The 24,639-nt window shown below is 48.6% G+C and carries 22 protein-coding genes; 15 read left to right on the top strand and 7 right to left on the bottom strand.

What is annotated here, in order from left to right:
* Positions 1-83 precede the first annotated feature (83 nt).
* The 4 genes from JMX98_RS07450 (at position 84) to pncB (ending at position 6,594) form a co-directional block, all read left to right on the top strand.
* Positions 84-2,027: a glycine betaine ABC transporter substrate-binding protein gene (locus JMX98_RS07450; protein ID WP_201585621.1), complete on the top strand. Its 1,944-nt coding sequence runs from the start codon at positions 84-86 to the stop codon at positions 2,025-2,027.
* A gap of 65 nt (positions 2,028-2,092) precedes the next feature.
* On the top strand, positions 2,093-2,995 hold the full coding sequence (locus JMX98_RS07445) for an ATP-binding cassette domain-containing protein (protein ID WP_201585638.1): 903 nt from the start codon (positions 2,093-2,095) through the stop codon (positions 2,993-2,995).
* 407 nt (positions 2,996-3,402) lie between these two features.
* Complete coding sequence (gene msrAB, locus JMX98_RS07440) at positions 3,403-5,076, top strand: bifunctional peptide-methionine (S)-S-oxide reductase MsrA/peptide-methionine (R)-S-oxide reductase MsrB (RefSeq protein WP_413786532.1); 1,674 nt, start codon at positions 3,403-3,405, stop codon at positions 5,074-5,076.
* Positions 5,077-5,370: 294 nt separating this feature from the next.
* Entirely contained in the window at positions 5,371-6,594 is a 1,224-nt protein-coding gene (gene pncB / locus JMX98_RS07435) for a nicotinate phosphoribosyltransferase (RefSeq protein ID WP_192992890.1), read from the top strand.
* Between the two features lie 10 nt (positions 6,595-6,604).
* Here the strand turns inward: pncB and xseB are convergent, their stop codons facing one another.
* The 3 genes from xseB to JMX98_RS07420 form a co-directional block, all read right to left on the bottom strand.
* Complete coding sequence (gene xseB, locus JMX98_RS07430; RefSeq protein ID WP_105246137.1) at positions 6,605-6,862, bottom strand: exodeoxyribonuclease VII small subunit; 258 nt, start codon at positions 6,860-6,862, stop codon at positions 6,605-6,607.
* A gap of 60 nt (positions 6,863-6,922) precedes the next feature.
* Complete coding sequence (gene xseA, locus JMX98_RS07425; protein ID WP_201585619.1) at positions 6,923-8,485, bottom strand: exodeoxyribonuclease VII large subunit; 1,563 nt, start codon at positions 8,483-8,485, stop codon at positions 6,923-6,925.
* 344 nt (positions 8,486-8,829) lie between these two features.
* Entirely contained in the window at positions 8,830-9,198 is a 369-nt protein-coding gene (locus JMX98_RS07420) for a hypothetical protein (protein ID WP_075102097.1), read from the bottom strand.
* Positions 9,199-9,455: 257 nt separating this feature from the next.
* On the opposite strand from JMX98_RS07420, the gene JMX98_RS07415 reads away from it, so the two are divergent.
* The 11 genes from JMX98_RS07415 (at position 9,456) to purF (ending at position 20,401) form a co-directional block, all read left to right on the top strand.
* Positions 9,456-10,112: an alpha/beta hydrolase gene (locus JMX98_RS07415; RefSeq protein ID WP_201585618.1), complete on the top strand. Its 657-nt coding sequence runs from the start codon at positions 9,456-9,458 to the stop codon at positions 10,110-10,112.
* 132 nt (positions 10,113-10,244) lie between these two features.
* Positions 10,245-11,345, top strand: a complete 1,101-nt coding sequence (gene zapE, locus JMX98_RS07410; protein WP_075102095.1) for a cell division protein ZapE — start codon at positions 10,245-10,247, stop codon at positions 11,343-11,345.
* 242 nt (positions 11,346-11,587) lie between these two features.
* Positions 11,588-12,172 carry a nitroreductase family protein gene (locus JMX98_RS07405; protein ID WP_413786531.1) on the top strand — a complete coding sequence of 195 codons (585 nt, stop codon included), beginning with the start codon at positions 11,588-11,590 and terminating at the stop codon, positions 12,170-12,172.
* 116 nt (positions 12,173-12,288) lie between these two features.
* Positions 12,289-13,581, top strand: a complete 1,293-nt coding sequence (locus tag JMX98_RS07400; RefSeq protein WP_201585616.1) for an NAD(P)H-dependent glycerol-3-phosphate dehydrogenase — start codon at positions 12,289-12,291, stop codon at positions 13,579-13,581.
* 74 nt (positions 13,582-13,655) lie between these two features.
* A complete protein-coding gene (gene sixA / locus JMX98_RS07395; protein WP_192992887.1) occupies positions 13,656-14,114 on the top strand; it encodes a phosphohistidine phosphatase SixA in 459 nt (152 codons plus the stop codon).
* A gap of 288 nt (positions 14,115-14,402) precedes the next feature.
* Complete coding sequence (gspL, locus tag JMX98_RS07390) at positions 14,403-15,647, top strand: type II secretion system protein GspL (RefSeq protein ID WP_201585615.1); 1,245 nt, start codon at positions 14,403-14,405, stop codon at positions 15,645-15,647.
* 44 nt (positions 15,648-15,691) lie between these two features.
* Positions 15,692-16,267 carry a type II secretion system protein GspM gene (gene gspM / locus JMX98_RS07385; protein ID WP_201585613.1) on the top strand — a complete coding sequence of 192 codons (576 nt, stop codon included), beginning with the start codon at positions 15,692-15,694 and terminating at the stop codon, positions 16,265-16,267.
* A 152-nt stretch (positions 16,268-16,419) separates the two neighbouring features.
* Positions 16,420-16,878 (top strand): DUF4870 family protein, encoded by a 459-nt coding sequence (locus JMX98_RS07380; RefSeq protein ID WP_227680078.1) that lies wholly within the window; start codon positions 16,420-16,422, stop codon positions 16,876-16,878.
* Positions 16,879-16,997: 119 nt separating this feature from the next.
* Positions 16,998-18,032 (top strand): quinone-dependent dihydroorotate dehydrogenase, encoded by a 1,035-nt coding sequence (locus JMX98_RS07375; RefSeq protein ID WP_201585611.1) that lies wholly within the window; start codon positions 16,998-17,000, stop codon positions 18,030-18,032.
* Positions 18,033-18,092: 60 nt separating this feature from the next.
* Positions 18,093-18,590 (top strand): CvpA family protein, encoded by a 498-nt coding sequence (locus tag JMX98_RS07370; RefSeq protein WP_201585610.1) that lies wholly within the window; start codon positions 18,093-18,095, stop codon positions 18,588-18,590.
* A gap of 275 nt (positions 18,591-18,865) precedes the next feature.
* Positions 18,866-20,401 carry an amidophosphoribosyltransferase gene (gene purF, locus JMX98_RS07365; RefSeq protein WP_201585609.1) on the top strand — a complete coding sequence of 512 codons (1,536 nt, stop codon included), beginning with the start codon at positions 18,866-18,868 and terminating at the stop codon, positions 20,399-20,401.
* A gap of 114 nt (positions 20,402-20,515) precedes the next feature.
* On the opposite strand, the gene JMX98_RS07360 is transcribed toward purF, so the two are convergent.
* From JMX98_RS07360 to secF, 4 genes are all read right to left on the bottom strand, one after another.
* Positions 20,516-20,875, bottom strand: a complete 360-nt coding sequence (locus tag JMX98_RS07360; protein ID WP_192992883.1) for an AzlD domain-containing protein — start codon at positions 20,873-20,875, stop codon at positions 20,516-20,518.
* Complete coding sequence (locus JMX98_RS07355; protein ID WP_413786530.1) at positions 20,865-21,596, bottom strand: AzlC family ABC transporter permease; 732 nt, start codon at positions 21,594-21,596, stop codon at positions 20,865-20,867. Before JMX98_RS07355 ends, JMX98_RS07360 begins: the two co-directional genes overlap by 11 nt.
* Before the next feature lie 93 nt (positions 21,597-21,689).
* Positions 21,690-23,102, bottom strand: a complete 1,413-nt coding sequence (locus tag JMX98_RS07350) for an MATE family efflux transporter (RefSeq protein ID WP_201585608.1) — start codon at positions 23,100-23,102, stop codon at positions 21,690-21,692.
* Between the two features lie 311 nt (positions 23,103-23,413).
* Positions 23,414-24,637, bottom strand: a complete 1,224-nt coding sequence (gene secF, locus JMX98_RS07345; RefSeq protein WP_201585607.1) for a protein translocase subunit SecF — start codon at positions 24,635-24,637, stop codon at positions 23,414-23,416.
* Between the last annotated feature and the right edge of the window lie 2 nt (positions 24,638-24,639).

The raw sequence follows: 24,639 nt of genomic DNA, 5'->3' as shown, positions 1-24,639 counted from the left end.
CATGCGTGCTACTGACGCAAGAGATTCGTTCATACTTACGTGTAGGTATAGGCGAGCGGCACCCATCATCAATAGGACTGAGCATGCGCCAATGGATTGCGTTAAGTTTACTCTGTATGAGTACATTACTCCTGCCCGTGGCAGCCTCGGCGGCCTGCCAATCACCTGTCAAATTTGGCGCGCTGACATGGGAGAGTGGTCAGTTTATCTCTGGGGTACTCAAGTATATCGTCGAAGATGGCTATGAGTGTGCGGTCGAGGAGGTGCCAGGTGCTGGCCCTGCGCTCGAAACCGCGCTGTCGCAAGACGATATTCAAGTCATCGGTGAGCAGTGGGTTGGGCGCTCACCGATCATGGAACAGGCCATTGCGCAAGATAAAGTTGCTGTCATCGGCGATACGCTCAAAGGCGGCGCAACCCAAGGCTGGTATGTGCCCAAATACGTGCTAGAAGAAAATCCGGGACTGCGCAGCTACCAAGATTTGCCCAAGTATGCCCATTTGTTTGAAGACCCAGAAGATCCAGGCAGTGCTCGTTTTATGAATTGCCCTTCTGGCTGGACTTGTGAGGTGTTTAATACGCGGCTACTAAAAAATACAGGATTGGATGGTGTTTTTAACAACGCGCACCCCGGTACGGGCGCGGCACTCGATGCCGAGATATCGTCTGCATTTGAGCAGCACAAACCCTTACTGTTTTATTACTGGCAGCCGACAGGGTTGATGGCGAAATACGACTTTGCCGCGCTTGAGTTTCCTGCGCACGATGATGCTTGTTGGCAGGATTTGCTGCGCGCAGATGGCAGCGCTGACTGCATCTCAGGCTTTCCCGTTTCTCCTTTGGGGATTGCTGTCTCCACCCCGTTTATAGCGTCCCACCCAGCGCTGGTTGATGTTTTTAATAACGTACAGTTTAGTGCCGATGCGCTCAATGGCGCTATCTTAGAGATGAGTGAAAACAAACGTAGCGGCGAAGAGCAAGCGTTGGTGTTTTTGCGCGAGCATCCAGACGTCTGGCGCACGTGGGTGACTGACGAAGCGGCCATCAATCTAGCAGCGCAGTTAGGTATTAGCCTCACAGGTGCGGCAGCCAACGATAGCACTATCGCTCATGATGATGGCATCAATAATCACGCATTTGGCCTTGCATCGAGCTTCCCATCATGGTCGCTTGAGACCCCGCTCAATAATACCTTGGCAAGCGTGGTAAAAAACTACGGTGAGGTGTTTCGTACCATCAGTACTTTGGCACTTACTTATTTATTATTACCGATTGAGCGGCTATTGACCGCAATGCCGCCATGGCTGCTTATCTTACTCGTCACGGTATTGGGATGGTTTGCGGTTCGTAAGGTGTGGTTTGCCTTGGCATGCGGTGCAGGGCTGTTTTTGATCGGTGCTTTTGGGCTGTGGGGCGCGCTGATTGATACTTTTGCCCTGCTAATCGTCTCGGTGCTGGTGACAGTGGTAATTGGCATTCCGATCGGGATTGCGATGTCGGGCAGTAAGATACTGCGTAAGATAGTCACGCCCATTTTGGATGTGATGCAGACCATGCCAAGCTTTGTATATTTGATTCCGGTGCTGATGCTATTTGGAATTGGTAAGGTGCCAGCGCTGTTTGCTACCGTCATTTATGCCTTGCCGCCGCTGATTCGCCTGACGACGCTGGGCATTACCCAAGTCGATCATGAGATGATCGAGGCAGGGCGCTCGTTTGGCAGTACGCATCGTCAGCTGCTGATTTGGATTAAGCTACCACAAGCATTACCAAGTATCATGGCGGGGATCAATCAAGCGGTGATGATGTCACTGTCCATGGTGGTGCTGGCTTCTATGATTGGGGCGCCAGGTCTTGGCGAGGATGTGCTGCAGTCTATTCAAACGCTAAATATTGGTCAAGGGCTACAAGCAGGTACCGCGATCGTCATCGTCGCCATTATCATTGATCGTATCACTCAGGCATTTGGTCAAGGCAAGCGTGCCCGCCAACAAACCATCGATGCTGGCAAGCGTCCGATAGGGTGATAAGTAGCGGCTACATCGAGCTAAGCTGTGCTAAACCGCATAAAAACCCCATAGCGAGAACCATGATGAACCATATTCAGCTTGAAAATATCAGTAAGATTTATAATGCCAGCACGGCACAGGCGCAGGTAGCTTTATCGCTATTGGCGCAAGGGATGGACAGTACCGAGGTCAAAGAGCAGACAGGGTATTCGGTCGGGCTTTATGACATCAACCTCGCCATCAAAGCAGGGGAGCTGCACTGTATCATGGGGCTTTCAGGCTCAGGCAAGTCGACTTTGATACGGCATATCAATCGTCTAATAGACCCAAGCTGTGGCAAAATATGGGTCGATACCAGCCTACATACAACAAACCCTAGTCGCGCGCCTGCTACCGTAGTAGCAGAGGAGACGCAGACTACAGCGCAAGCAGGATCGTCTGCTATCGATATATTGACGCTCAATGATAAAGCGCTGCAGCAGTATCGTCAGCATACCGTCAGTATGGTGTTTCAGCATTTCGGCCTAGTACCGCACATGACTGTCATACAAAACGTCGCTTATGGCCTACGGGTACGGAAGATGAGTACCAAAGCGCGCCATGAGATTGCACGGCATTGGCTCAATGAAGTCGGACTGCCCAATCTAGAACACAGCTACCCTGACGAGCTATCAGGCGGTATGCAGCAGCGTGTTGGGCTGGCACGGGCACTGGCGACAGACAACCCAATCTTGCTGATGGATGAGGCGTTTTCTGCCCTTGATCCGCTGATTCGTGCTCAGCTACAAGACCAGCTGCTGGAGCTGCAAGATCGGCTGGACAAGACCATCGTTTTTATTACCCATGATATTGATGAGGCCATCAAGGTCGGCCAACGCATCAGCATCTTAAACGGTGGTCGTTTGGTACAGACGGGCACCCCGCAGCAGCTACGTCACGACCCTGCTGATGATTATGTGGCGCAGTTTATGCGCACTAAGTCGTGATGCTGATTTTGGCGTTTTTTATCGACAGCAAAGGCATTTTGCACGATAGAGTGTAGGGTTTGATCGGTGATACAACAGTTAACAAAAGCTCAATATGAAACCGCTGTTTTTAATATTGTCTGAATTGTATTTAGGCAGAGATGGTCGTACTATAAAAATATCTGCCACTCATAGCAGTGTTAGTTAAAGGATCTATTATGTCAAACCAGCCTACCGATAAAAACGATCAACCACGCCACTTAAATTGGTACAAAGTTCAGTCAAGTACCAGCCATTCTATAAGTAACGTTACCGCCAAACCCCCATCACAGCATGTAGTAAAACAGCCCCCTCACTCAAAACCATCACGCTACCTAAAAAATACCAGCCGCTATGGCGTGATGACGGTGCTCAGCGCTGGGCTGCTGATGGCTTGCGGCCAAATGAGTAATGCTGATAATAGTGCCAGTAGTAGTGCTGGCAGTAGTGCCAGTCAGCAAAACAGCGGCGTGACCAGCTCACGAGATATGCTGCCCTCTGACATGCTTGGGCAGATGCAAGCATTGCCGCAATTGACTACAGGTCTGGGCGAGACAGGCGCGGCAGTGATCGACCCTGATAAGCCGACCTTGGTTAAGTTTTGGGCGAGCTGGTGCCCACTGTGTTTGGGCACGCTGGCCGAGACCGAAGTGTGGCGCCTTGATCCTAAGTTCTCTGGTTTAAACGTAGTCACTATGGCAAGTCCTGGTCATCTCAATGAGAAAGCTGAGGGTGAATTTGCCTCATGGTATGCAGGCGTGCAGTCAGAGTATCCCAAACTACCGGTATTGACTGACCCTTCTGGCGCTATCATCAAGCAGCTTGGCGTGCAGGTCTATCCAAGCTGGGCGATACTGGATAAAACCGGCAACTTGGTACACTTAGTCAAAGGCAATATATCGACCGAGCAAGCATATGCGCTGGCGGACAATGCCGAAAACGACTTTGCCGAGCTAAAGGCTGGCAGTAGCAAGCCTACAAACGCCCAAGCGGCAGCCAGCAATAGCAAGATTGAAACCATCAAGCAAAAAGATGGGGTGTATTATAATGACAAAGGCAACGCCATCAATACCCGCTCTATCTATCTGGCAGGCGGCTGCTTTTGGGGTGTTGAAGCCTATATGGAACGTGTCGATGGCGTGGTCGATGCGCTATCAGGCTATGCCAATGGGGATACTGCCAACCCCAGTTATGAGCAGGTCATTCGCGGCTCAGGGCATGCTGAAGCAGTAAAAGTCACTTATGATGCTGATAAGATAGATCTTGATACGGTTTTGCAGTATTATTTTCGCGTCATTGACCCGACCAGCCTAAACCAACAAGGCAATGATCGCGGTGTGCAGTATCGTACTGGGGTGTATTATACCGATCAAGACGATAAAGCGGTCATCGACGCGGCGCTAAAGCGAGTACAGAGCCAATATAAGCAAAAAGTTGTGGTCGAAAATGAGCCGTTAGACAACTTTTATGTGGCGGAGATGTATCATCAAGACTATCTGGCAAAAAACCCCAATGGCTACTGTCATGTCGATCTCAGCCTTGCCGATGATAAGCTTGAGAGTACGGCACCACCCAAGCTTGCGCCTGTCAGCACCGTCGCAGAAGCGCTAGAGCCTAAACGCTATGCTGGGTTTGATAAAAGTGCGCTACAGCAGACGCTCACCAAAGCTCAGTACAATATCACTCAACAGGCAGGAACAGAGCGGGCGTTTAGTCATGAGTATGATGACTTGTTTGCTCCTGGGATTTATGTCGATGTGGTCTCGGGCGAGCCTTTGTTTTTATCTACTGATAAGTACCAGTCAGGCTGCGGTTGGCCAAGCTTTACCAAGCCCATCGATATGCAAGTGATTACCCAGCACGAAGACCGAGCGTTTAATATGGTGCGTACCGAGGTGCGCTCGCGGGTCGCGGACTCACACTTGGGCCATGTGTTCCCCGATGGGCCAAAGGATCGTGGCGGCCTACGTTATTGTATCAATGGTGGCGCGCTGCAGTTTATCCCCGTTGATGTGATGCCGCAGTCAGGCTATGCGCCTTTGGTCAAACTGATTACGTCGTAGTGGTATCAATAGCGTTATACAGTGTTATAAATGTTTTGCCATTTTTGACCCATTTAGCTGACTATTAGCTGACTATCAATTAGATTGAGGGCACGCCTTAATAAAAGCACCAAGAAAGCAGGAACTCTGAAAAAAGCAGAAAATTTCGTTATACTTGACGACTGACGACTGATGAATGCGCGCTGCAAACGTGCTGTTTGTGCGCCATATCTGGTTGTTTATCATATTATATACTGTGTCGCTTTGAGTATTAGGTGACGTTATTTTTTATTTTTGTGTTTCTAAGGCCATAGTATGACCGTTACCTATGCACCTATTATTACCTCGTTACTTGATAACGATTTGTACAAATTCACCATGCTCCAAGCCATGCTGCATCAGTTTCCACAGACGCATGGGGTTTATCGCTTTCGTTGCCGCAATAATAAGGATACTGTCTATCCCTTAGCCGATATCAAAGACGCTCTAGAGCAGCAACTAGATAGTCTGTGCGAGTTACGGTTTTCGGAAGATGAATTAGAATATCTGCGCGGTTTGCGCTTTATTCGTTCAGACTTCGTCGATTATCTCGAGCTGTTTAAGCTCAAGCGCCGTTTTATCACTGTCAGCACCGATGAAAAAGACAGACTGTGCATCGATATCGAAGGACCGATGATACAGGCAATGTTTTTTGAAGTGTTTGTTTTGGCCATTGTCAATGAATTGTATTTTAGTGCCTTATCAGACGCTCAAGTCTTGGCAGAAGGCCAGCGCCGGCTAGACGCCAAAGTTGAGCTACTGCATCATTATGCAGCCGAACAAAGCAGCTATAGCCCCGATACACCGCCTTTTATCGTGGCTGATTTTGGTACGCGTCGCCGCTTTAGCAAATCTTGGCAAGCGCATGTGGTGGAGACCCTACACAAGGCTGCCCCAAAGATAGTTGGCGGCACCTCAAACGTTTATCTAGCAAAAAAACTGGGAATGACGCCGATCGGTACGATGGCGCACGAGTTTATGCAGGCATTTCAGGCATTGGATGTGCGTTTGCGCGATTCACAAAAAGCGGCGCTGGAAGCGTGGGTCCATGAGTATCGCGGCGACTTAGGAATCGCGCTGACAGATGTCGTCGGTATGGATGCGTTTTTGCGTGATTTTGACTTGTATTTTGCCAAGCTGTTTGATGGCTTGCGTCACGACAGCGGCGACCCCTATGTGTGGGGTGACAAGGCCATCGCGCATTATAAAAAGCTCAAGATAAACCCTAAGACTAAGATTTTGACTTTTAGTGATGGTTTGGATTTGGACAAGGCGTGGGAGCTGCATCAGTATTTTAAAGACCGTATCAAAACCAGCTTTGGCATCGGCACCAACTTGACCAATGACATGGGCATCACCCCAATCAATATCGTGCTAAAGCTGGTCGAGTGTAACGGTCAGCCTGTGGCAAAATTGTCTGACAGTCCAGGCAAGACCATGATTAATAATGACACCTATCTTGCCTATCTTCGCCAAGTGTTTGAGGTGGATACGCCATAATAAATCGCCACTAGCGGTTGCTATTTTGATCACTACTCTCTGTGCGACCTTCTTCAGCAAACGCCGCATCTAGCGCTTGCTGTACGGCATTGATGCGGGTTTCGCAGACACGATACGCCGCGATTGACTCTTCGACCGTGGTCATAAGGTTGTCGATATCGGGTTCATCTTGCTGCTGTAGCTGCTCGGCATTGGTTTTTAAAATATCGTAAGCCGCCTTAAAGGTTTTTGGGGCGGCTTTTTTGCGTCGGCGAGTCGGGGTAGTCATAAGGTTTTCCTAAGCTCTGGTAATGGTTTTGGTAGATAGTAGGGTTTAAGTAATTAGTTCTTAAACGTTGTTGTCTGATTCGGTTAGCGTATTAGCAGATTCTGTCCTCTTGTGATTGTCTTTAATCTCAACAATCTGCGCCTGTGCTTTACCATCTTTTAAGACGATATGAATGGTTTGCTCAGGATAAAGCTGCGTGCTGCTGGTCAGAATTTGTTTGTCTTTGGCATCAGTGAGCATGGTATAGCCTTGCTTGAGCACACGAGAAGGACGGTGTAAAAGGACAATGTCACGCAGATGCTCGCTGTTACGCTGCGCTTGTATGACGCGCACCTGGGCGGTTTGTATCACTGTTTTTTGGTGGTTTTGACTATAAGTAGAAGCGGCTGCTAATTGCTGATAAGCCAAGGATTGAGTCTGCGCGCGCAGATTGCTGGTGAGTCTGGCGGCTTGCTTAACTTGGCGCTGAGCGCTTTGCTGAATGCTACGCCACGCATAATTACTGTCTTTTCGCAGTGCGGTCAGCTGACCGATGGTGTGCGATTGGATATGGCTCAATTGTCGTGACGTTTTTTGCTCAGCCATCGTGAGCTGCTGTGTGGCCGCTTGTTTGATTTGTGCTTGGTATTGCAGCGTTTGGGTAATGAGCTGAGCCAGATGACTGATAATCGCTGCGATGACTTTTGATGGCGTATCAAAGCTAGTATGCGCCACCTCATCTAGAATGACTTTATCCCGCTCATGACCGATGCCGACCCACACAGGAATAGGCTGCTCAGCCACCAATGCTGCCAGCTCATAGTCATTTAAGTAAGCCAAATCGCCCACCGCACCGCCGCCGCGGATAATGACTAATAAATCTGGCAAACGCTGATAGGTATCTTGGAATTGCTGCTGAGCGCTGACGATGGCTTGACGAATCTCGCTTGGCGCATGATTGCCCTGAAAGGTGGCATGATGGTAATGAAACTGACAAGCACCGGTACTGGCTAAGCGGTCTGCATCTGCCTGAAAGTCGCCCAATCCTGCGGCTTTTTCGGGGGCGATGACCAGCACATGCTCGATATCAAACGGTGTCGGTAGCTGCTGGTTGAGGTGCAGGAGTCCTTCGCCCGTTAAGCGGTCGACCATCTCAGCGTATTGCCGCGCCAAATCGCCTAACGTGTAGCTTGGATCGATATCCTCGATCGTGAGCGAAAAGCCATACTGCGCATGAAAACCTGCCGATACTTTGAGCAGTACGGTCAGATCGCGCTCAAGCGGCATGCCCGTTGCGCGCTCAAACTTCGCCAAAACGCGGGCGGCCTTAAAGCGCCAGAGGTTGCCGCGGCAGCTGGCCACGACCTTACCATCGTCATCTTTTTCGGCCAACTCAAAATAATAATGCCCACCTTTGCTCGATAAGTTGCGAATCTCAGCCTTCACCCACACGCGATGGTTAAAGGTTTCTTTTACCACCATCTCTACCGCCGACAAGTAGTCACTTAAGCGCAGCACCGTGTCTTCTAAACTGACTTCTAGGCTGTTTTCTTGCTCAGCAAGCTCAGCTTCTAACGTCGCCAAGTCTTTGGCAGGGGCTAGGACTTTGGCTTGTTTGATATTTGAGAGATTGGGTTTGCGCATAATAGGAGACCAAAGCCGACTAAGACATAAAAGTATAAAGTGGGACAGAAAGGTATGAAATGGTTGCTATCAAAACCAAAGAGACCATATCGTAAAAAGCAATGCGGAAAAAAACGCGGCAAAAAAACAACCGACCCTATCAATCAGAGAGCAAGGCAAGTTGACAATCCGCGAAATAGCGCTGCGTGTATCGCTTGAGGTTTTGAGCTGATGATAGTTTACCTCAAAAGCGCAGTCACAAAAAGAGAAGCCAACCGATCTGCTGCATAAATGCTGTGACAAACAGAAGGGCTGGCGAGTGGCTAGCGGCTGTGTTTACGCACCATCACGTTATTGGCAGTGAATTATTGGCAGCGAAAGCTGATGGTGTATTCATAGTCGTCATCACGCGATAAATCTGGTGAACCGGTACCAAAGATACTACCGAGCACCGCGCCAGCTTGTCCAACCATGCGGCCTGTGCGCTCATCCAAGATACCATTGTAGTTGACTGTGTCCTCAATGATAATTACTTGCTTGCTGCGGCACGTTTTTTGAGCGCTATCGATGGCGTTTTGTTGCGCTTTGACTTTTGTATCGGCGATACCCGTGGTCTCGTAGGTAGCGTTGGCACGTTGAATGACCGGTGATGACGGGGTGCTTTGGCAGGCGCTCAAAGCAAGTGCGGCGGCCAATGTGGCACCAAAAGCGGCGGTTTTATTCATAGTAATCATAATGTATTCCTCAATTTAGATGTTGAGTATTGTAATGATAAATGGCACAGACGCTTTGCCAGTCACCACTACACAATCAGTATGAATCTAACCCATTCGGCGCTTTGGTGTCTAGGTAGTTATTGTGTGCGCTCTTACTGTTGTCTTACTTGTAGGCATTTAGGCGGTTACTAGGGTGTCTGTACAGCAAATCACTTGAAATATAAACCATATCTAGGATAATTGAGACATTCATTCTTAATTAAGTAAGTAATAATATGCACCTGATTCCTTCTCCTGCTGGCGTGCTCGAGGTCGATGCGCTCTGGCAACAAGACAACCCTAACGATCCCAATACCGATACGGTGGCGCTGCTTTGTCACCCCAACCCTTTGTTTGATGGGACGATGAATAACAAAGTGGTCACGACCATGTACCGCTTTGCTCGCGATAGTGGCATGCATGTGGTGCGGTTTAATTTTCGCGGTGTCGGTCAGTCCACAGGCGAGCATGATTATGCCGATGGCGAAGTCGTCGATGCGATGACCGTGCTACAATGGATCGCTGAGCAAACCGGCGCGCGCAAGCTGTGGTTGGGCGGTTTTTCCTTTGGCGGGTATGTCACCGCGCGCGTCGCCGAACAAGTGCTTGAGGCCTCACATATCTGGGACGTGAGCGATTTCGAGCTTATAAATATCGCGCTTATCGCGCCATCGGTAGAAAAAAACGACAGCAGTGATATCGACTTACCTGCTGATAAGACCTTTGAGATTTATGGTAATGCTGATGAGGTGATTGACCCTGCTAAGATGCAAGCATTTGCGGATCGTCTGGGTATCGCCGTCAGTGTGGTCGATGGGGCGGGGCACTTTTTTCATGGGCGTTTGTCTGAATTAAAAAAACTGCTTGAGCACCACAGTGTTTCTGGACGATAGTTTTTCTAATGATAGTTTTTCTGGACGATAGCTAGGATCGATTGCTATGAGAGTCGCGTCAGCTATATACAATCGTAAAAATATAACCATTTGATTTTATCAAATAAATTTTATTAAACAATGAGTCGCATTATGAGTTTATCCCCGTTGCAACGCTACGAGCAAGCCATCAGCACAGGTGAGTTTACGCGAGATGAACAGCAATATCAGGCCATGAGCTATCTCGATGAGCTGTATCATCAGCTCAGTGACAGCGTGCCACAAAAAAAGCGCTTTTTTAGCTTTTTGAAATCCAAGCCTGCTGCCCCAAAGGGTCTGTATATGTGGGGCGGGGTAGGCCGCGGTAAGACGTGGATGATGGACATGTTTTATGACTCGTTGACCATCGAGCGTAAGATGCGGCAGCACTTTCATCATTTCATGCAGCGCGTGCACCAAGAGCTTAACGCGCTCCAAGGTCAAAGTGATCCACTCGAAAAAGTCGCTGATATTATTTACAAAGAAGCGGTGGTGATTTGTTTTGATGAATTTTTTGTCTCCAACGTCTCTGATGCCATGATCTTAGGCGATTTGTTTACCATGCTGTTTAATCGTGGCGTGACGTTGGTCGCCACCTCCAATATCGAGCCAGCAGGTCTGTATAAAGATGGCCTGCACCGTGACCGGTTTTTGCCTGCGATCGCTGAGGTCGAGCACCATACTACGGTGATGAATATCGACTCAGGCATCGACTATCGTTTGCGGGTACTGCAGCAAGCTGAGCTGTATGAGTCGCCATTGACCAAGGCCAATCATCACTGGCTGGCCAACCGTTTTGCCAGCCTGTCTAACAACCAAAAAATCAGCAAAGAGCCCATCGTCATCAATGGCCGCTCGATTAAGGTCAACGCCCGTACCGAAGATATTTTGTTTTGTGATTTTAGACACTTGTGTATGGAGCCGCGCTCTGCTGCAGATTTTATCGAAATCGCCAAACAGTTTAGTACGGTGTTGGTCGATGTGGTGCCAGCCTTAGACGATGATTTACGTGATCCAACGCGGCGTTTTATTTATTTGGTCGATGAGTTTTATGATCGCCGTGTCAAGCTACTGGTGCGTGCCGAGCAGTCTATTCTTGAGCTCTATCAGGGAGAAAAACTGGCTTTTGAGATTGAACGTACACGTTCGCGTTTGCTTGAGATGCAATCAGAAGACTACCTGCGTACGGAGCATCGCACCGAAGAGGCTGCGTAGCGGCAATGGCTGTTGAGTACAGTAATAGCTGTTGAGGCTAAGGGTGTGTAAAGGTACCACAAAGGCATGATATCAGTGTGCGCATGCAATGGTTTTTAGTCGTTTTGAGTAAAAAATATCTTCAAGGATTATCAAAGCTTGACGCAACCCGTCTGTGACCACAAAATAAATAAGGAGCGGTAATGACTACCTCTGATAAAAATAATAAAAAGCAGTCTATACAAATTATCGACACGGATGAGATGCCAGTCAATAGTGAAGCGATGATCGGCTGGATTGGCTCGAGGCGCAGCATGGGCAATCTAGACACGCCTGCACCTACCCGTGCTCAGATAGAAGCAGCAATCGCCTGTGCGGCCACAGCGCCTGACCACAAAAAGCTGCAACCGTGGCGGTTTATCGTCACCGAAGGTGAGGCGCGTCATCAGTTGGGCGCGGCATTGGTGAGCGCCGCAAAGGCACAGGCTGCACAACAAGGTGAAGTGCTAACCGAAAAAACCATCAAAAAAACTCATACCATGCCGCTACGTGCACCTGTTATCATAACGGTCGTGACCAACATGCAAGCACACAAAAAAGTGCCGCCTTTTGAGCAGCTGCTCAGCGCAGGCGCCGCTGTCCAAAATATGCTACTGGCTCTAAAGGCACAAGGCTTTAGTACGGTATGGCGGACAGGTTTGCTTTGTAATGAGCCTGCGGTCAAGGCATACTTTGGCGTGGGGGCAGATGATTATATTACGGCTTTTGTTTATACTGGCACTAGTCCTAAGGACGAGCCTACACGCAAGCCCATTGACATTGAACCGCTCATACGTTTTGAGTCATAAGGTTTACAGGCGCTTTGGTTTAGATGCCCACAATATACAATAAACACGGTCGGCATCTTGGTTTTCAATCACGATAATGCTACTTATAATAAGTCAGTCAACACGGATACCAGAACATGACTAGCCCTAACGACAGTAATAAAGACACCAATAACGAGCATAATGACACGGATAAGCAAAGCTCTGACAAACAAAACAGTCTGCTGGCAGGCATCATCGAGCGCGCCACCAAATCAGGCCTGGGCCGTAAAAAGCTCAATCCCAGTGCGGTAGAGTCTGCCGTTGCAAAAAACATGGCCAAAATCCATAGCAATCCGACCAAGCTACGTTTGGCGTTTTTGGGCGGCGGCAGTTTTGGTACTGCCATGGCAAATCTCGCGGCGCGGAATGGCTGTGATACCACGCTTTGGGTGCGCAATAAGCGCACTGTTAAGGCGATGGCAAAAACCCAAACCAACAAAAAATATTTGCCAGGACATAAACTTGATGATCGCTTAAAATACAGTCATGACTTGGCCGCCGCAGTCAAAGAAAAAGACATTGTTTTTATCGCGGTGCCTGGTTTGGCCTTTCGTGAGACACTAAAAAACATCGCGCCTTTTATCAGTGGGCAATCCATTGTCTCTTTGACCAAAGGTATGGAAAAAGACACATTTGCCTTGATGAGTGACATCATCAAAGAAGAGTTGCCAGAGGTGAATTTTGGCGTGATGTCAGGGCCCAATCTGGCCATAGAAATCATGAAAAACATGCCCTCTGCTACGGTGATTGCGAGTGAGTCTGAGCCGCTGCGTCATGCGGTGCAAGCCGCGCTGCATAGTGCGTTTTTTCGGGTATTTGCCAGTGATGATGTCAAAGGCGTAGAGCTGGGCGGCGCGCTCAAAAACATTTATGCGATTGCTATGGGTATGGCGGCGGCCTATGAAGTCGGCGAAAACACCAAGGCCATGATATTGACTCGCGCTTTGGCTGAGATGAGCCGTTTCGGGGTTGAGGCGGGGGCCAATCCATTGACCTTCTTAGGCCTGTCAGGTGTTGGCGATTTATACGCAACCTGTAACTCAGAGCTCAGTCGCAACTTTCGTATCGGTAATATGCTTGGTCGTGGTATGAATATCGATGCAGCAGTCAAAAAGCTGGGTCAGACCGCGGAAGGGGTCAATACCATCCAGCAAGTGCACGAAAAAGCCACCCGCGAGGGCATCTATATGCCCATCACTCATGCCCTATACGCCGTCATTTATGAAGACAAGGCCGCCTTGGGTGTGGCTTTGCATCTGATGGAAGCTGGGTTTCGTAGCGATGTCGAGTTTGTGATGGCGCATGATCATAGCAATGCAGCGCTGACAGCACATATGAAAAGCTCAGCCAGCAAAACTGCTGACAAGAATAGTGATAAAGACAAATAATACGCCAAATAAAAAGCCGACTTGCTAAAAACTCGCAGTAGGTATGCAGCGCTTAGGCGGCATTAAGGAAGCTTATGAAAATTATATTGGTACGTCATGGTCAAGCAGAGAACGACACGCGACCAGACAGCGCGCGTCAACTGACAGATCTGGGTAGAGAGCAGGCGGCGCAAACGGCAGAGTTCGTGATGACGCGCTATCAGCCAGATCAGTTTATCGTGAGTCCTTATGATAGAGCGCAGCAAACCTTGGCCGCGTTTCAAGCCTGTGCGCCAACGGTGCCCTTCGTCATACTAGATAACATTACGCCAGCAGATGATGCGCATCAAGCCTTGATCGACCTTGGTCATATTGAAGCCGAGTGCTTGGTTGTGGTGTGTCATATGTCAATCGTCGCTCACATCGCAGGGCTGCTGATAGGGGAGTATCCTGAGTCGTTTGCCTTGGCAGAAGCACGAGTGTTTGAGATGGACTTTGTGATGGCTGGCATGGCGCGGGAAACGGATCGCTTTGTACCGAAGCAGCCTTATTAGGGCGTATCTTCAATTCACTCGATAGCTATCTAAATGGGCTAAAAATGGCCAAATCTTGCCAAACATCGTCAAATAGCTGGTCAATATCCTGATATTAACGGCGCTATTTTCCTTGTTTGACTGCAATTTATCTCATTTTTATCACCATTTTTGAAATGAGGACACGCCCTAGATTGTTTGATGTGATGCGTGTTTTGCCCGTGATTATGGTCGTCACCCAGTAGCAGTTGTCTACACAATAACGCCACCTACCTTTGATAAATGCTTTAATGATTAAGGACACGCTTAGTGATACATGTTTGGTTACGGGCGCAGCATAGCCCACTGGCTGTCTGGCATGAAGACCTTCAACACTGGCAAAGCGTTGAGGGGTGGCAGCAGCTACAAGAGGGGTATGGGAGTTATAAAGCCAATGGAAAAAATGCGGTCTGCCTGTACTTTCCATCCAGTCATGTATTGCAGGTAGATACTGAGCTAAATACTGCCCAGCTCAAGCAGCTGGGCAATAGTGGCAAGCAGTATTTGTTTGAAGAGATGTCCTTGACTCCTGTGGAGCAGTTGGCCGTTCGCCAGATCAGTCACGCTGAGCGTCATCAATTGTATGCCTTGGCGCAGAGCGATATCGACTCATGGCAACAAAGCGCGCAGTTGGCTGGCATGAGCCTCATCGCACTATTGCCTGATTTTTTGTTATTACCTGCGCCAACGGAGCAGGCCGGTCAGCAAATCACGCTTTATCAAGACGAGCAAACCACTTTGCTGCGCCAGTCTGCATGGCAGGGCATGGCGGTCAGTTATTTACCGCTGATTTTTGAGCGTTTTCCGCACTTAAGCGAGGTGAGCCTTTTGCCGCCTATCGCCGCTATGGAGCAGCAAGACGAGCTGGACGCTCGGTCTGATTGGTTTGCCCACACCGCTGAGCTTATCGCTGATCATCAGCTGCTGCTGACGCCGTTATCTGCCTCCCCAGTACCACTTGAAAACCCTGAGCGCCATGCGCTAAATTTCTTTGTAAAATCCGCTGATTCTCAGCTATCGCCGTATTTACGGATGGCGATGATGGTGGCGTTGGCAGCGCTAGTGCTACAAATAGCAACCGATGGCGTGCAGTGGTATCAGTACCAGCAGGCAGCTACTGCGACCAAAGCTGAGATTGCAAATCAGTATAATTCTTGGTTTGCCAACGAGCCACTGAGCAGTCGCAACAAGCTACAAATACAGCTACAACCAAAACTGCGCCATGACAGTCAAGCACAGGCGTCTCATATGGCGACACTGGCACGGCTATCACCCTTGATCAAACAGTCTTCATTGCATGCACAAGCTTTGGTGATGCAGCCCTCTGCGCTGAGTTTTACCTTGATTGCTCCTGATCGTGGTAGTCTTGACCAGTTTACCAGCACCTTGGTCGCCCAAGGCATCGATGCAAAGCTGGCTCAGGTCAATAGCACTGAGCAAGGGCAGTTCAGTGGTCAGATCACAGTAGCGGTCGCAGAGAGTGCGGACTTGCAAGCGGCCACGGCGACCTCATAGTCTAAGTCTTTCTTACTTATCGCAAAATCAGCAAAAGGTAGAAAATGAAACGTTTACAGCGCCGTGCCAAGAGCCGCAACAGCATTGCTGAGCCGAGTAAGCTGATAAAGGACAATGCTTTATTGGAGCGCTTTAGTCATTACCGAAACACTCTATCGTCGCGCTGGCATGCCTTGCCATCACGCGATCAGCTAGCGCTAACGGTACTGTCTGTGTTTTTATTGGTGTTTGTGGGCGGTTATGGTGGCTATAGTATGCATCAAGCAGCAACAGACAGTAAAAACGCCTATCAAGCGCAAGTGGCTGATTATTTTTGGCTGCGTGCTCAGTCAGGCAATATCGACAGTCAGGCGCTCACTGCATCTGCCGCCCCAGACGGCGCAGCGGCCATGCCGCCTGCCAGCCGCGTCAGTACACTACTTGATCACTCAGGCATTGCCAATGCGCAAGTCGTCGCGGCGGGCGATGCGGTACAGCTCAGCTTTGATCATGCCAGTCAAGCGGTGGTCAGTGGCGCACTTGCCAAGCTGCAGCAGCAAGGTTGGCAGTTTACTCAGCTATCGATGCAACAAGATTTGACCAGTCAGCTGATACAAGTGCAAGCGACCATCGCTCAGTGAGTCATCTATGAGCGTCAATCACGACGCTCACGCTACAGAGTCATTAGCCACTGAATCATCTGCGGCAGGCTATTGATAGATGCACCATTGAAAACCCCTTTGTTTGACACAATGAACTAAGTATCAGTCACTGTCAGATATGGATGCGTACAATGGCCAATTATCCTATAAATAACAATAACGATAGCAATCAGGCGAAGAATACTATGAATAGCGACAAACGCCGCTCCTTAATCACTTACAATCACATCACTTATCTGCTCTATGTGATCAGTTATTTTACTGCAGGTCTGTTGTGGATTGTGCCGATCGTGATGAACTATGCTAAGCGTCATGATGCCGATGGCTCATGGCTTGCTACTCATTTTGATTGGCAAATCAAGACCTTTTGGTACAGTATTGTTTGGTTTGTCTTGGGCATTGTTATTATTGCCTTTGCGCTCGGTGGATTTGGGGTGAGTATGTTGACCGATAGTAGCAACAACATGGCCATCGGTTCGGTACTACTGGCAGGGGTTGGCTTGCTAATAATGCTGTTTACTTTTATTTGGCATCTCTACCGAATCATCAGAGGTTGGATTGCACTCACAGACAATCGCCCTGTGCCTTAATATAAAAATTTAGCCCATGAAACTTTGCTCTTATTTCTGTTAAGCTGATATAATCGCAGCGCTTGATCTTATTCGCACTTTTCATTCACCATAACTTTCGAGCAGGGTCTGCCACCATTATGTCTTATGCCTTACTTCGCCCTTTTTTGTTTAATATGGATCCTGAGCACGCCCATGAGATGACACTGTCTTTATTGGACAAAGCGCACAGAGCGCGTGTATTGGGGTTGGCCTATGGTCAGTTGATGCAGCCCACTGACTGTATGGGATTGCAGTTTTCCAATCCTGTGGGGTTGGCTGCTGGACTGGACAAAAACGGCGATTATATTGATGCGCTGGCGGAGCTGGGTTTTGGCTTTATTGAGGTCGGGACCGTCACGCCTCGAGCGCAGGCGGGCAATGAGAAACCCAGACTCTTTCGAATCAAACAAGCCGATGCGATTATCAATCGTATGGGGTTTAATAATCAGGGCGTTGATTATCTGATAGAAAACGTTAAGCGGTGTAAATACAAAGGCAATATCGGAATTAATATCGGCAAAAACGCCGACACCCCTGTAGAGCAGGCGGCCGATGACTATGTATACTGTCTTGAGCGTGTCTATCCGCATGCCTCTTATATTACGGTCAATATCTCCTCGCCCAACACCAAAAACTTACGCGATTTACAAAGTGGCGAAGCACTGACGCTGCTGCTGCATACGATCAAAAACCGCCACAGTCAGTTGGCTAGCGAATATGGCTTTTATGTGCCATTGGTGCTAAAGGTCGCTCCAGATTTAGAGCCATTACAAGTTGACTATATATCGCAGCAATTAATAGACTTTGAGATTGACGGTCTAATCGCAACCAATACCACGCTGAGCCGAGTCGGGGTTGAGGATCTGCGAGATGGCGATCAAGCAGGCGGGCTATCAGGTCGTCCGGTGAGCCATACCAGTACCCAGATATTGCAGCAGTTCTCAGATCAGCTAGAGGGCAAGGTGGCACTGATTGGGGTGGGCGGTATCGATAGCGGCGCCAAAGCGGTCAAAAAAATCGAAGCAGGGGCTGATATGATACAGCTATATACTGGGCTTATCTATCGTGGGCCTGGTTTGGTACAGTCTTGTATTCAGGCGATCGGCGGCTATTATGACGCCATGGAAAGCTAAAGCCTGTCATCAGCGGCACTCTCTCACCATACAAATGATAAAACCAATGAGGCATAGGACATGAGTGGTTTGGATATCGTGATTGCTATCGTCGTCTTGGTTGGACTGTGGCGCGGCTTTCAGGTAGGGCTGATTAAGACAGCAGTGGGTTTACTGGGCTGGTTTGTCGCCCTTATCGCCGCCACTCGGTTGGCAGGTTCGATTGCTCCGCAGCTGGTGGGTGTGGTACAAAACCCTGTTTTGCAGATGGCCATGGCGTTTTTATTGGTAGTAATTGTTATTTTGGCCATTATGCACTTGGTTGCTTTTGTCTTCTCCGGTGTCCTGCAGACGCTGCGTTTGGGTGTGTTGGATAAAATGGCAGGCGGCGTACTCGGTGCGGCAAAAAACGTACTGATGGTCTTGGTGGTGCTGAGTGTCAGCGCGCCTCTGCTGGTACAACTGCCGCAGTGGCAAACGTCCGTCCTCGCGCCAGAGCTATTGCCTTATGCACCGATGGGTAAAGCCTTGGTGTCAGACGTACTGGGCATGGCGTGGGATAAGGTCAATCAGTCTTAAGCGCTCGATATCATCGGCCAGTTTTGGTTAGACCAAATTTTATGACATTATCTTCGTATTTTTCCTTGATAAAAAATGATTTGATAGCAATTACAGCTCATAAACGGGCAATCGACATTCTAGAGTCGATGGCGGGCGTTTTTGACAAATAACACATCAGTGTAGTAAGAGATATCATCAGGTAGATGGCAAGGCGATGCTGGCTGCTAAACAGGCCGCTCTACAGTCTCGTCGTCATTGTAGTACTAATGTATGGGTCAAAATAGGATAAAACTATGTGTGGAGTCGTTGGGGTTGCAGCTCATGAGCCAGTCAATCAGATTCTTTATGATGGCTTGACGATGCTACAGCATCGCGGGCAAGATGCAGCAGGTATTGTGACGTTGCAAGATGGACGACTCTATCTGCGTAAAGAAAACGGCATGGTCCGTGATGTGTTTATGAACCGTCATATGATCAAGCTGGTCGGCAAATTTGGTATCGGCCACGTACGCTATCCAACAGCGGGCACCTCTAGCAGCGCAGAAGCTCAGCCATTTTATGTCAATTCGCCTTATGGCATCACCTTGGCACACAATGGTAATTTAACCAATGCTGAGATTTTGGCAAAAGAGCTGTACATCGAAGATCGTCGCCATCTAAATACCGACTCTGACTCTGAGGTCCTGCTCAACGTACTAGCGCATGAGATGCAAAACTTGGGCAAAACCAACCCAAGTGCTGACGATATTTTTGAAGCGGTAAAAGCGGTATATAGCCGCTGCGAAGGCGCTTATGGCGTGGTCGCTTTGATCACAGGTCACGGCTTATTGGCGTTTCGTGATCCAAACGGTATTCGTCCGCTGATTTTTGGTAAGCGCATGGCACCCAACGGCGGCACCGAATACATGGTGGCATCTGAGTCTGTGGCATTGACAGGGTCAGGCTTTAGCATTATTCGTGATGTCAAACCAGGCGAAGCAATTTTTATCGATTTGGATCACAAGCTGCATACCCATCAGTGTGTTGAGCAAAAAGAATACACGCCTTGTATCTTTGAGTATGTTTACTTTGCCCGTCCAGACTCTATTATGGACAACATCTCAGTTTACAAATCACGCTTGCGCATGGGCGAAAAACTGGCAGACAAAATCCTTGCAGAGTGGGGCGACGATCACAATATCGACGTGGTGATTCCTATTCCAGACACCTCGCGCACCTCTGCGATGGAGCTGGCGCTAAAGATGAACGTCAAGTACCGTGAAGGGTTTATGAAAAACCGCTATATCGGGCGTACCTTTATTATGCCAGGTCAGCAGCAGCGCAAAAAATCTGTCCGTCAAAAGCTCAGTGCAGTACCGCTTGAGTTTAAGGGCAAAAACGTACTGTTGGTAGATGACTCTATCGTCCGTGGTACGACTTGTCACGAGATCATCCAGATGGCGCGTGATGCTGGTGCCAACAAAGTGTTTTTTGCTAGTGCCGCGCCGCCAGTCAAGTATCCAAACGTGTATGGTATCGATATGCCGGTGCGTAGCGAGCTGATCGCCTCTGGTCATACGGTAGAGGAAGTGCGTGATATCATCGGTGCTGATCGTTTGATTTTCCAAGATTTAGAGGATTTGATTGACGCGGTCAAGGACACCAAGTACAGCAAAGTAGAAGGGTTTGATTGTGCCGTGTTTAATGGCTGCTATATCACAGGTCAAATCAACGAAGCCTATCTTGACCATCTACAAGAGCAGCGCAGCGACACTGCCAAAACAGGTAAAAAAGGCGTGCAAATCGTCGCCGATACGCCAGTCGATATGATGGGCGTCGAAGAGCTATAATGTCTCACTGAGCAGCCGCTCATAGTATCTAATAAAAAGGCTGGACTCTTATCAGAGTTCAGCCTTTTTCATCACAAGATAAAAATAAGATAAAGCGGTGCTGCTATAAAACTGTTAGCCCAAAAACTGAGTAAACAGCCATAGCAGCCCATTAATGGCAGCGATACCAACGACCATACTGACCAATAACTGACGGCTGATATGATAAATCAGTAGCACCAACAGTAGCGCGCCAATCTGTGCCATCAGCAAATGTAGCTCTGCGCTATGCATACCGGTGGTTACTGATAAGTTTTGATAAGAAAGGCTGGTGAGGATAAGTAGCACCATCACTGATAAGGGCAGGCTTTCGTTTAAACGGTGTAGCCACGGCGTGTCCAGCAGCTTTTTTGGTATCAAAGCGGGGAGTGCACGCGTCACAAAGGTCACTGCAGCCATTGCAAAGGTGGCCAAAATCAGATAACTACTGCTCATGAGCGGCTCCTTTTGTACCGCGCTGTACCCAAAAACCACGTGCCAAAATCATCAACATACAAATAAAAATGGCCACCAATAATAACCAGTTGCTGGTAAATAGTGAGGCAATCAGTAACGCAACAATGGCAATGCCAATAGGAAAATAGCGTTTGATGCTCTGAAACTGCTCATAGGCCAATATCGCAAACAGACAGACCAGCGCAAAATCTAAATGCGGCACCATATCACTAAGGGTGCTGCCGATCATCACGCCGATCGCGCTCGCCAACACCCACCAGCTTTGGTTAAACAGACTAATGGGTAAAATGAGCGACTGCCTTGACTCTTGAGGTAAGCTGGTCATCACCGAAAATGTCTCGTCGGTCAAGGCAAACAAACAATAGGCTTTGGCGATTTTATTCTGCGGGAGAGAGTGGAGCAATGGCATCCCATAAAACACATGACGCAGGTTAATTGCGGCAATATTGGTTGCCATATTGCCAATCGGTAGGCCGGCACTTAGCATGGGCAAGCAGGCGTACTGAGCGGCGCCTGCATAGAGTACGACACTGAGCATAATGGTCGCCCATATAGGGACGCCCGCCACCTGCGCGAGCACACCAAAGGCTATCCCCGCTGGCAGATAACCCATTGCCACAGGCAAACTTTTTTTAAATCCCTCGGCCCAGTTATAGTGGGCCTTATGCTGCTGATGTAATAATTTTGATTGAGTAGTCACGTGACATCCTAGTTTTCTTACTGACTTTTTTATTAACTTGCTATAACATTTTTATATCGAACTGACGATATCAACATCGGAGCAAATACCGCCTTACGCGCCTATTTGGAGCTTTTCATAATCGCCTGTCTGATGAGCGCGGTATAAAAAACCTATTAAAATGATAAGTCTGAGTAGCAGTAGACTCCAGACGCTGAGCCAAATACCAGTCATATCCCACTGCTGATAGAGTAGCCAGCTTAGCGGAAAAAAGACAGCCGCTAAGATAAGCGCGGCATTCCGAATCACCTTACCAGCAGTCAGACCAAAAAATATGCCATCCAGCCAATATGCGCCCACACCGACTAAGGGTAAGAGCACTGCATACCAGTGATATTGGTCAGCTAAGCGAAACACCGCCTCGATATTGGTCATAAATGGCAGGTAGATAGGCATGGCCAGCCACCAAACCGCGCTTAATAAGATAGCCAGCGTGTAACTGACGAGCCCAGTGCGCTTGATAACGACGCGAAAGCTTGCCCAGTCGCGTCGCCCAGCTGCCTGTCCGCTCAGCGTCTCAGCTGATACAGCGACGCCATCTAAGGCAAAGGCAGATATGCTCAATACTTGTAATAATATGGCATTGGCCGCCAATATAACATCGCCACTTTGAGCAGATAGACGGGTAATCCAAGCAAAGCTTAACGTTAGAATCAGCGTACGTATAAAGATGTCTTTATTCAGTGAAAATAGCCTAAGCATTTTTTCTTTGGTAAAATGCTGGCTGTCAGCACAAAACAAGGTTTGCCAAGATATCTTTAGGTGCCGACAGCTCAGCCGTAAAGCCAATAATACACCTGACCAAAACGCAATGGTGGTGCCCAGTGCCACACCGACCAGCTCCATCTGTAACCCAAAGACAAAAAACAGCGTTAGGATAATGTTGAGTATGGCAATAAAGCCCTGCTGATACAGCATATAACGGGTTTTGCCTTGCCCTGCAAACCAGCCAATAAAAGCAAAGTTCATCAGCTCGGCGATGACACCCCAAAAACGCACATCCAAATACGTCTTGGCCGCGCGGCCACTTTCAGGATTGGCCGATAGTGCCTGTAGACCAAAATCTATCAGCCAAGGCTTTGCCAGCAGCAATACCAAGCCGATGGCCGTGGCTAATAATAAAGCACGCTGTAAGATGGACAATAAAGGAGTGATAGCATGATAATCAAGCGTGTTTTTATCTTTGCTTGCTACGTTCAGTTGCCCCAGAGCTTGCGCGGATAGTCCAGACGATGCATATTGCAAAAAGTTAAAACTAACCAGCAGTAGAGACAGCAATTGTATCGCAAGCCCCATACCTGCAAGCTTAGCAGTATCATTCATATTGCCGACGATGGCCGTATCGATCACGCTTTGTAGCGGCATGGCCAGATTTGCCAGCAAAACTGGCAGCGCAATTGCGATGATGCGCGCGTAGCGGATATCAATCGGTGGTAAGGCGTTAGCAGAGGAGGCGGTAACTGACATTTTTGACCCGTTTTATGCCCTTTGTTAAAGACAGTGCGCTGTCGTAGGCGATGCTAAATAAAATCAACATACAATATGATGATACGTGATAGACGTACATCTTTTTGCTGGCTGAGGCTGTCTTATATTGACCTGATTGTGGTCAGTAGTCCGTAAACGCAGCAAAAAGACAAAAGCACCTAGACTCACAGCTGGTGAGTCAGGTGCTTCTTTTTACACGCTATTATTGTATTAAAAATACAAATTTTGTGCTTATGTTGTCAGTTGGCCATAAGATAAGAGAGAGAATGCCATCATGGCCAAATACGGCCTTATTCGTACATTTTTGGATCGTTAAACGTCACGATTTCTTCTTCAAACTCAGGCTTTACTTTTACAATAAAGTCGTCACGTGACAGTCCCATACGTAGTGGGATTGAGCTTGCGATATAAGTCGATGAATACGTACCAGCCAGTAGACCAATAAATAGCGCTACTGAGAACCAGTATAGTCCATCACCGCCTAAGAACATCATGGCCAATACCACAAGTAACACGGTTGAGATGGTCATAATCGTACGGCGCAACGTCTCTGTCAAAGACAGGTCAATGGTCTGTCGCGGTGAGATACCACGGACGCGGCGGAAGTTTTCGCGAATACGGTCATAGACGACAATCGTATCGTTCAATGAGTAACCGATCAAGGCCAAAATAGCAGCCAACACCGTCAAATCAAATGGAAAGCCGAATAGGGCAAAGACACCAATAGTAACGATGGCGTCATGAAACAGCGAAAGCACCGCTCCCAATGATAGCTTAAATTGGAAACGTAGGGCCACATAACCGAGCATACAAACCAGCGCCAGTGCCAACGCCATGACGGAGTTTAAATACACTTCGTTGCCCACTTGGCTACCGATGATATTGACGTTACTGATATCAGCAGCATTATCGGGCAGTGTCAATGCTTGGGTCAAGCTGGCATTTAGTCCATCGACATTATCAGACTGCGGCGGTAGGCGTACCAGCAATTCTTCTCGAGTACCCAAATACTGTACCACAGCATCATCAAAGCCACCATCGGCTAAAGCCTGTACGACCTCTGCTTGCTCGACAGGTTGCTCATAGCGTACGTCTGCTGAGACGCCTCCGGTAAAGTCAAGGCCTAGGTTTAGGCCATTGACCGCAATTGCAATGATACTACCAATGACCATCAAGAGCGATAAAAGCGCCATTGGCTTTTCTATCTTCATAAATGGAATGATACGCTGATCGCCTACCGCTTTGATGCCGCCTTCTGCTTGCGCTGCTGCATAGTCCTCTGCATCACCTATATCCAGATTTGGATCGATGGCTTGGGTGCTGAGCGTTTGTGCGGCGTTATCACCGCGATTGCCGCGGCGTGCTTTTTTTGATTTGGCTTGGTTGTTGCTGCCTTTGCCATCACGGCGTGGTTTTTTGCGACGGCGCGTGCTGCTAGCGTCTGTGTTTGAGCCGCCTGAACCATTTCGATCTGGATTGTTTTGTGCTAAAGGGTTGTTCTTATCGATCGCCATAG

This window comes from Psychrobacter sp. HII-4, from assembly GCF_904846595.1.
GTDB classification, from domain to species: domain Bacteria; phylum Pseudomonadota; class Gammaproteobacteria; order Pseudomonadales; family Moraxellaceae; genus Psychrobacter; species Psychrobacter celer.
This window is presented reverse-complemented; position numbering and strand designations above follow the sequence as displayed.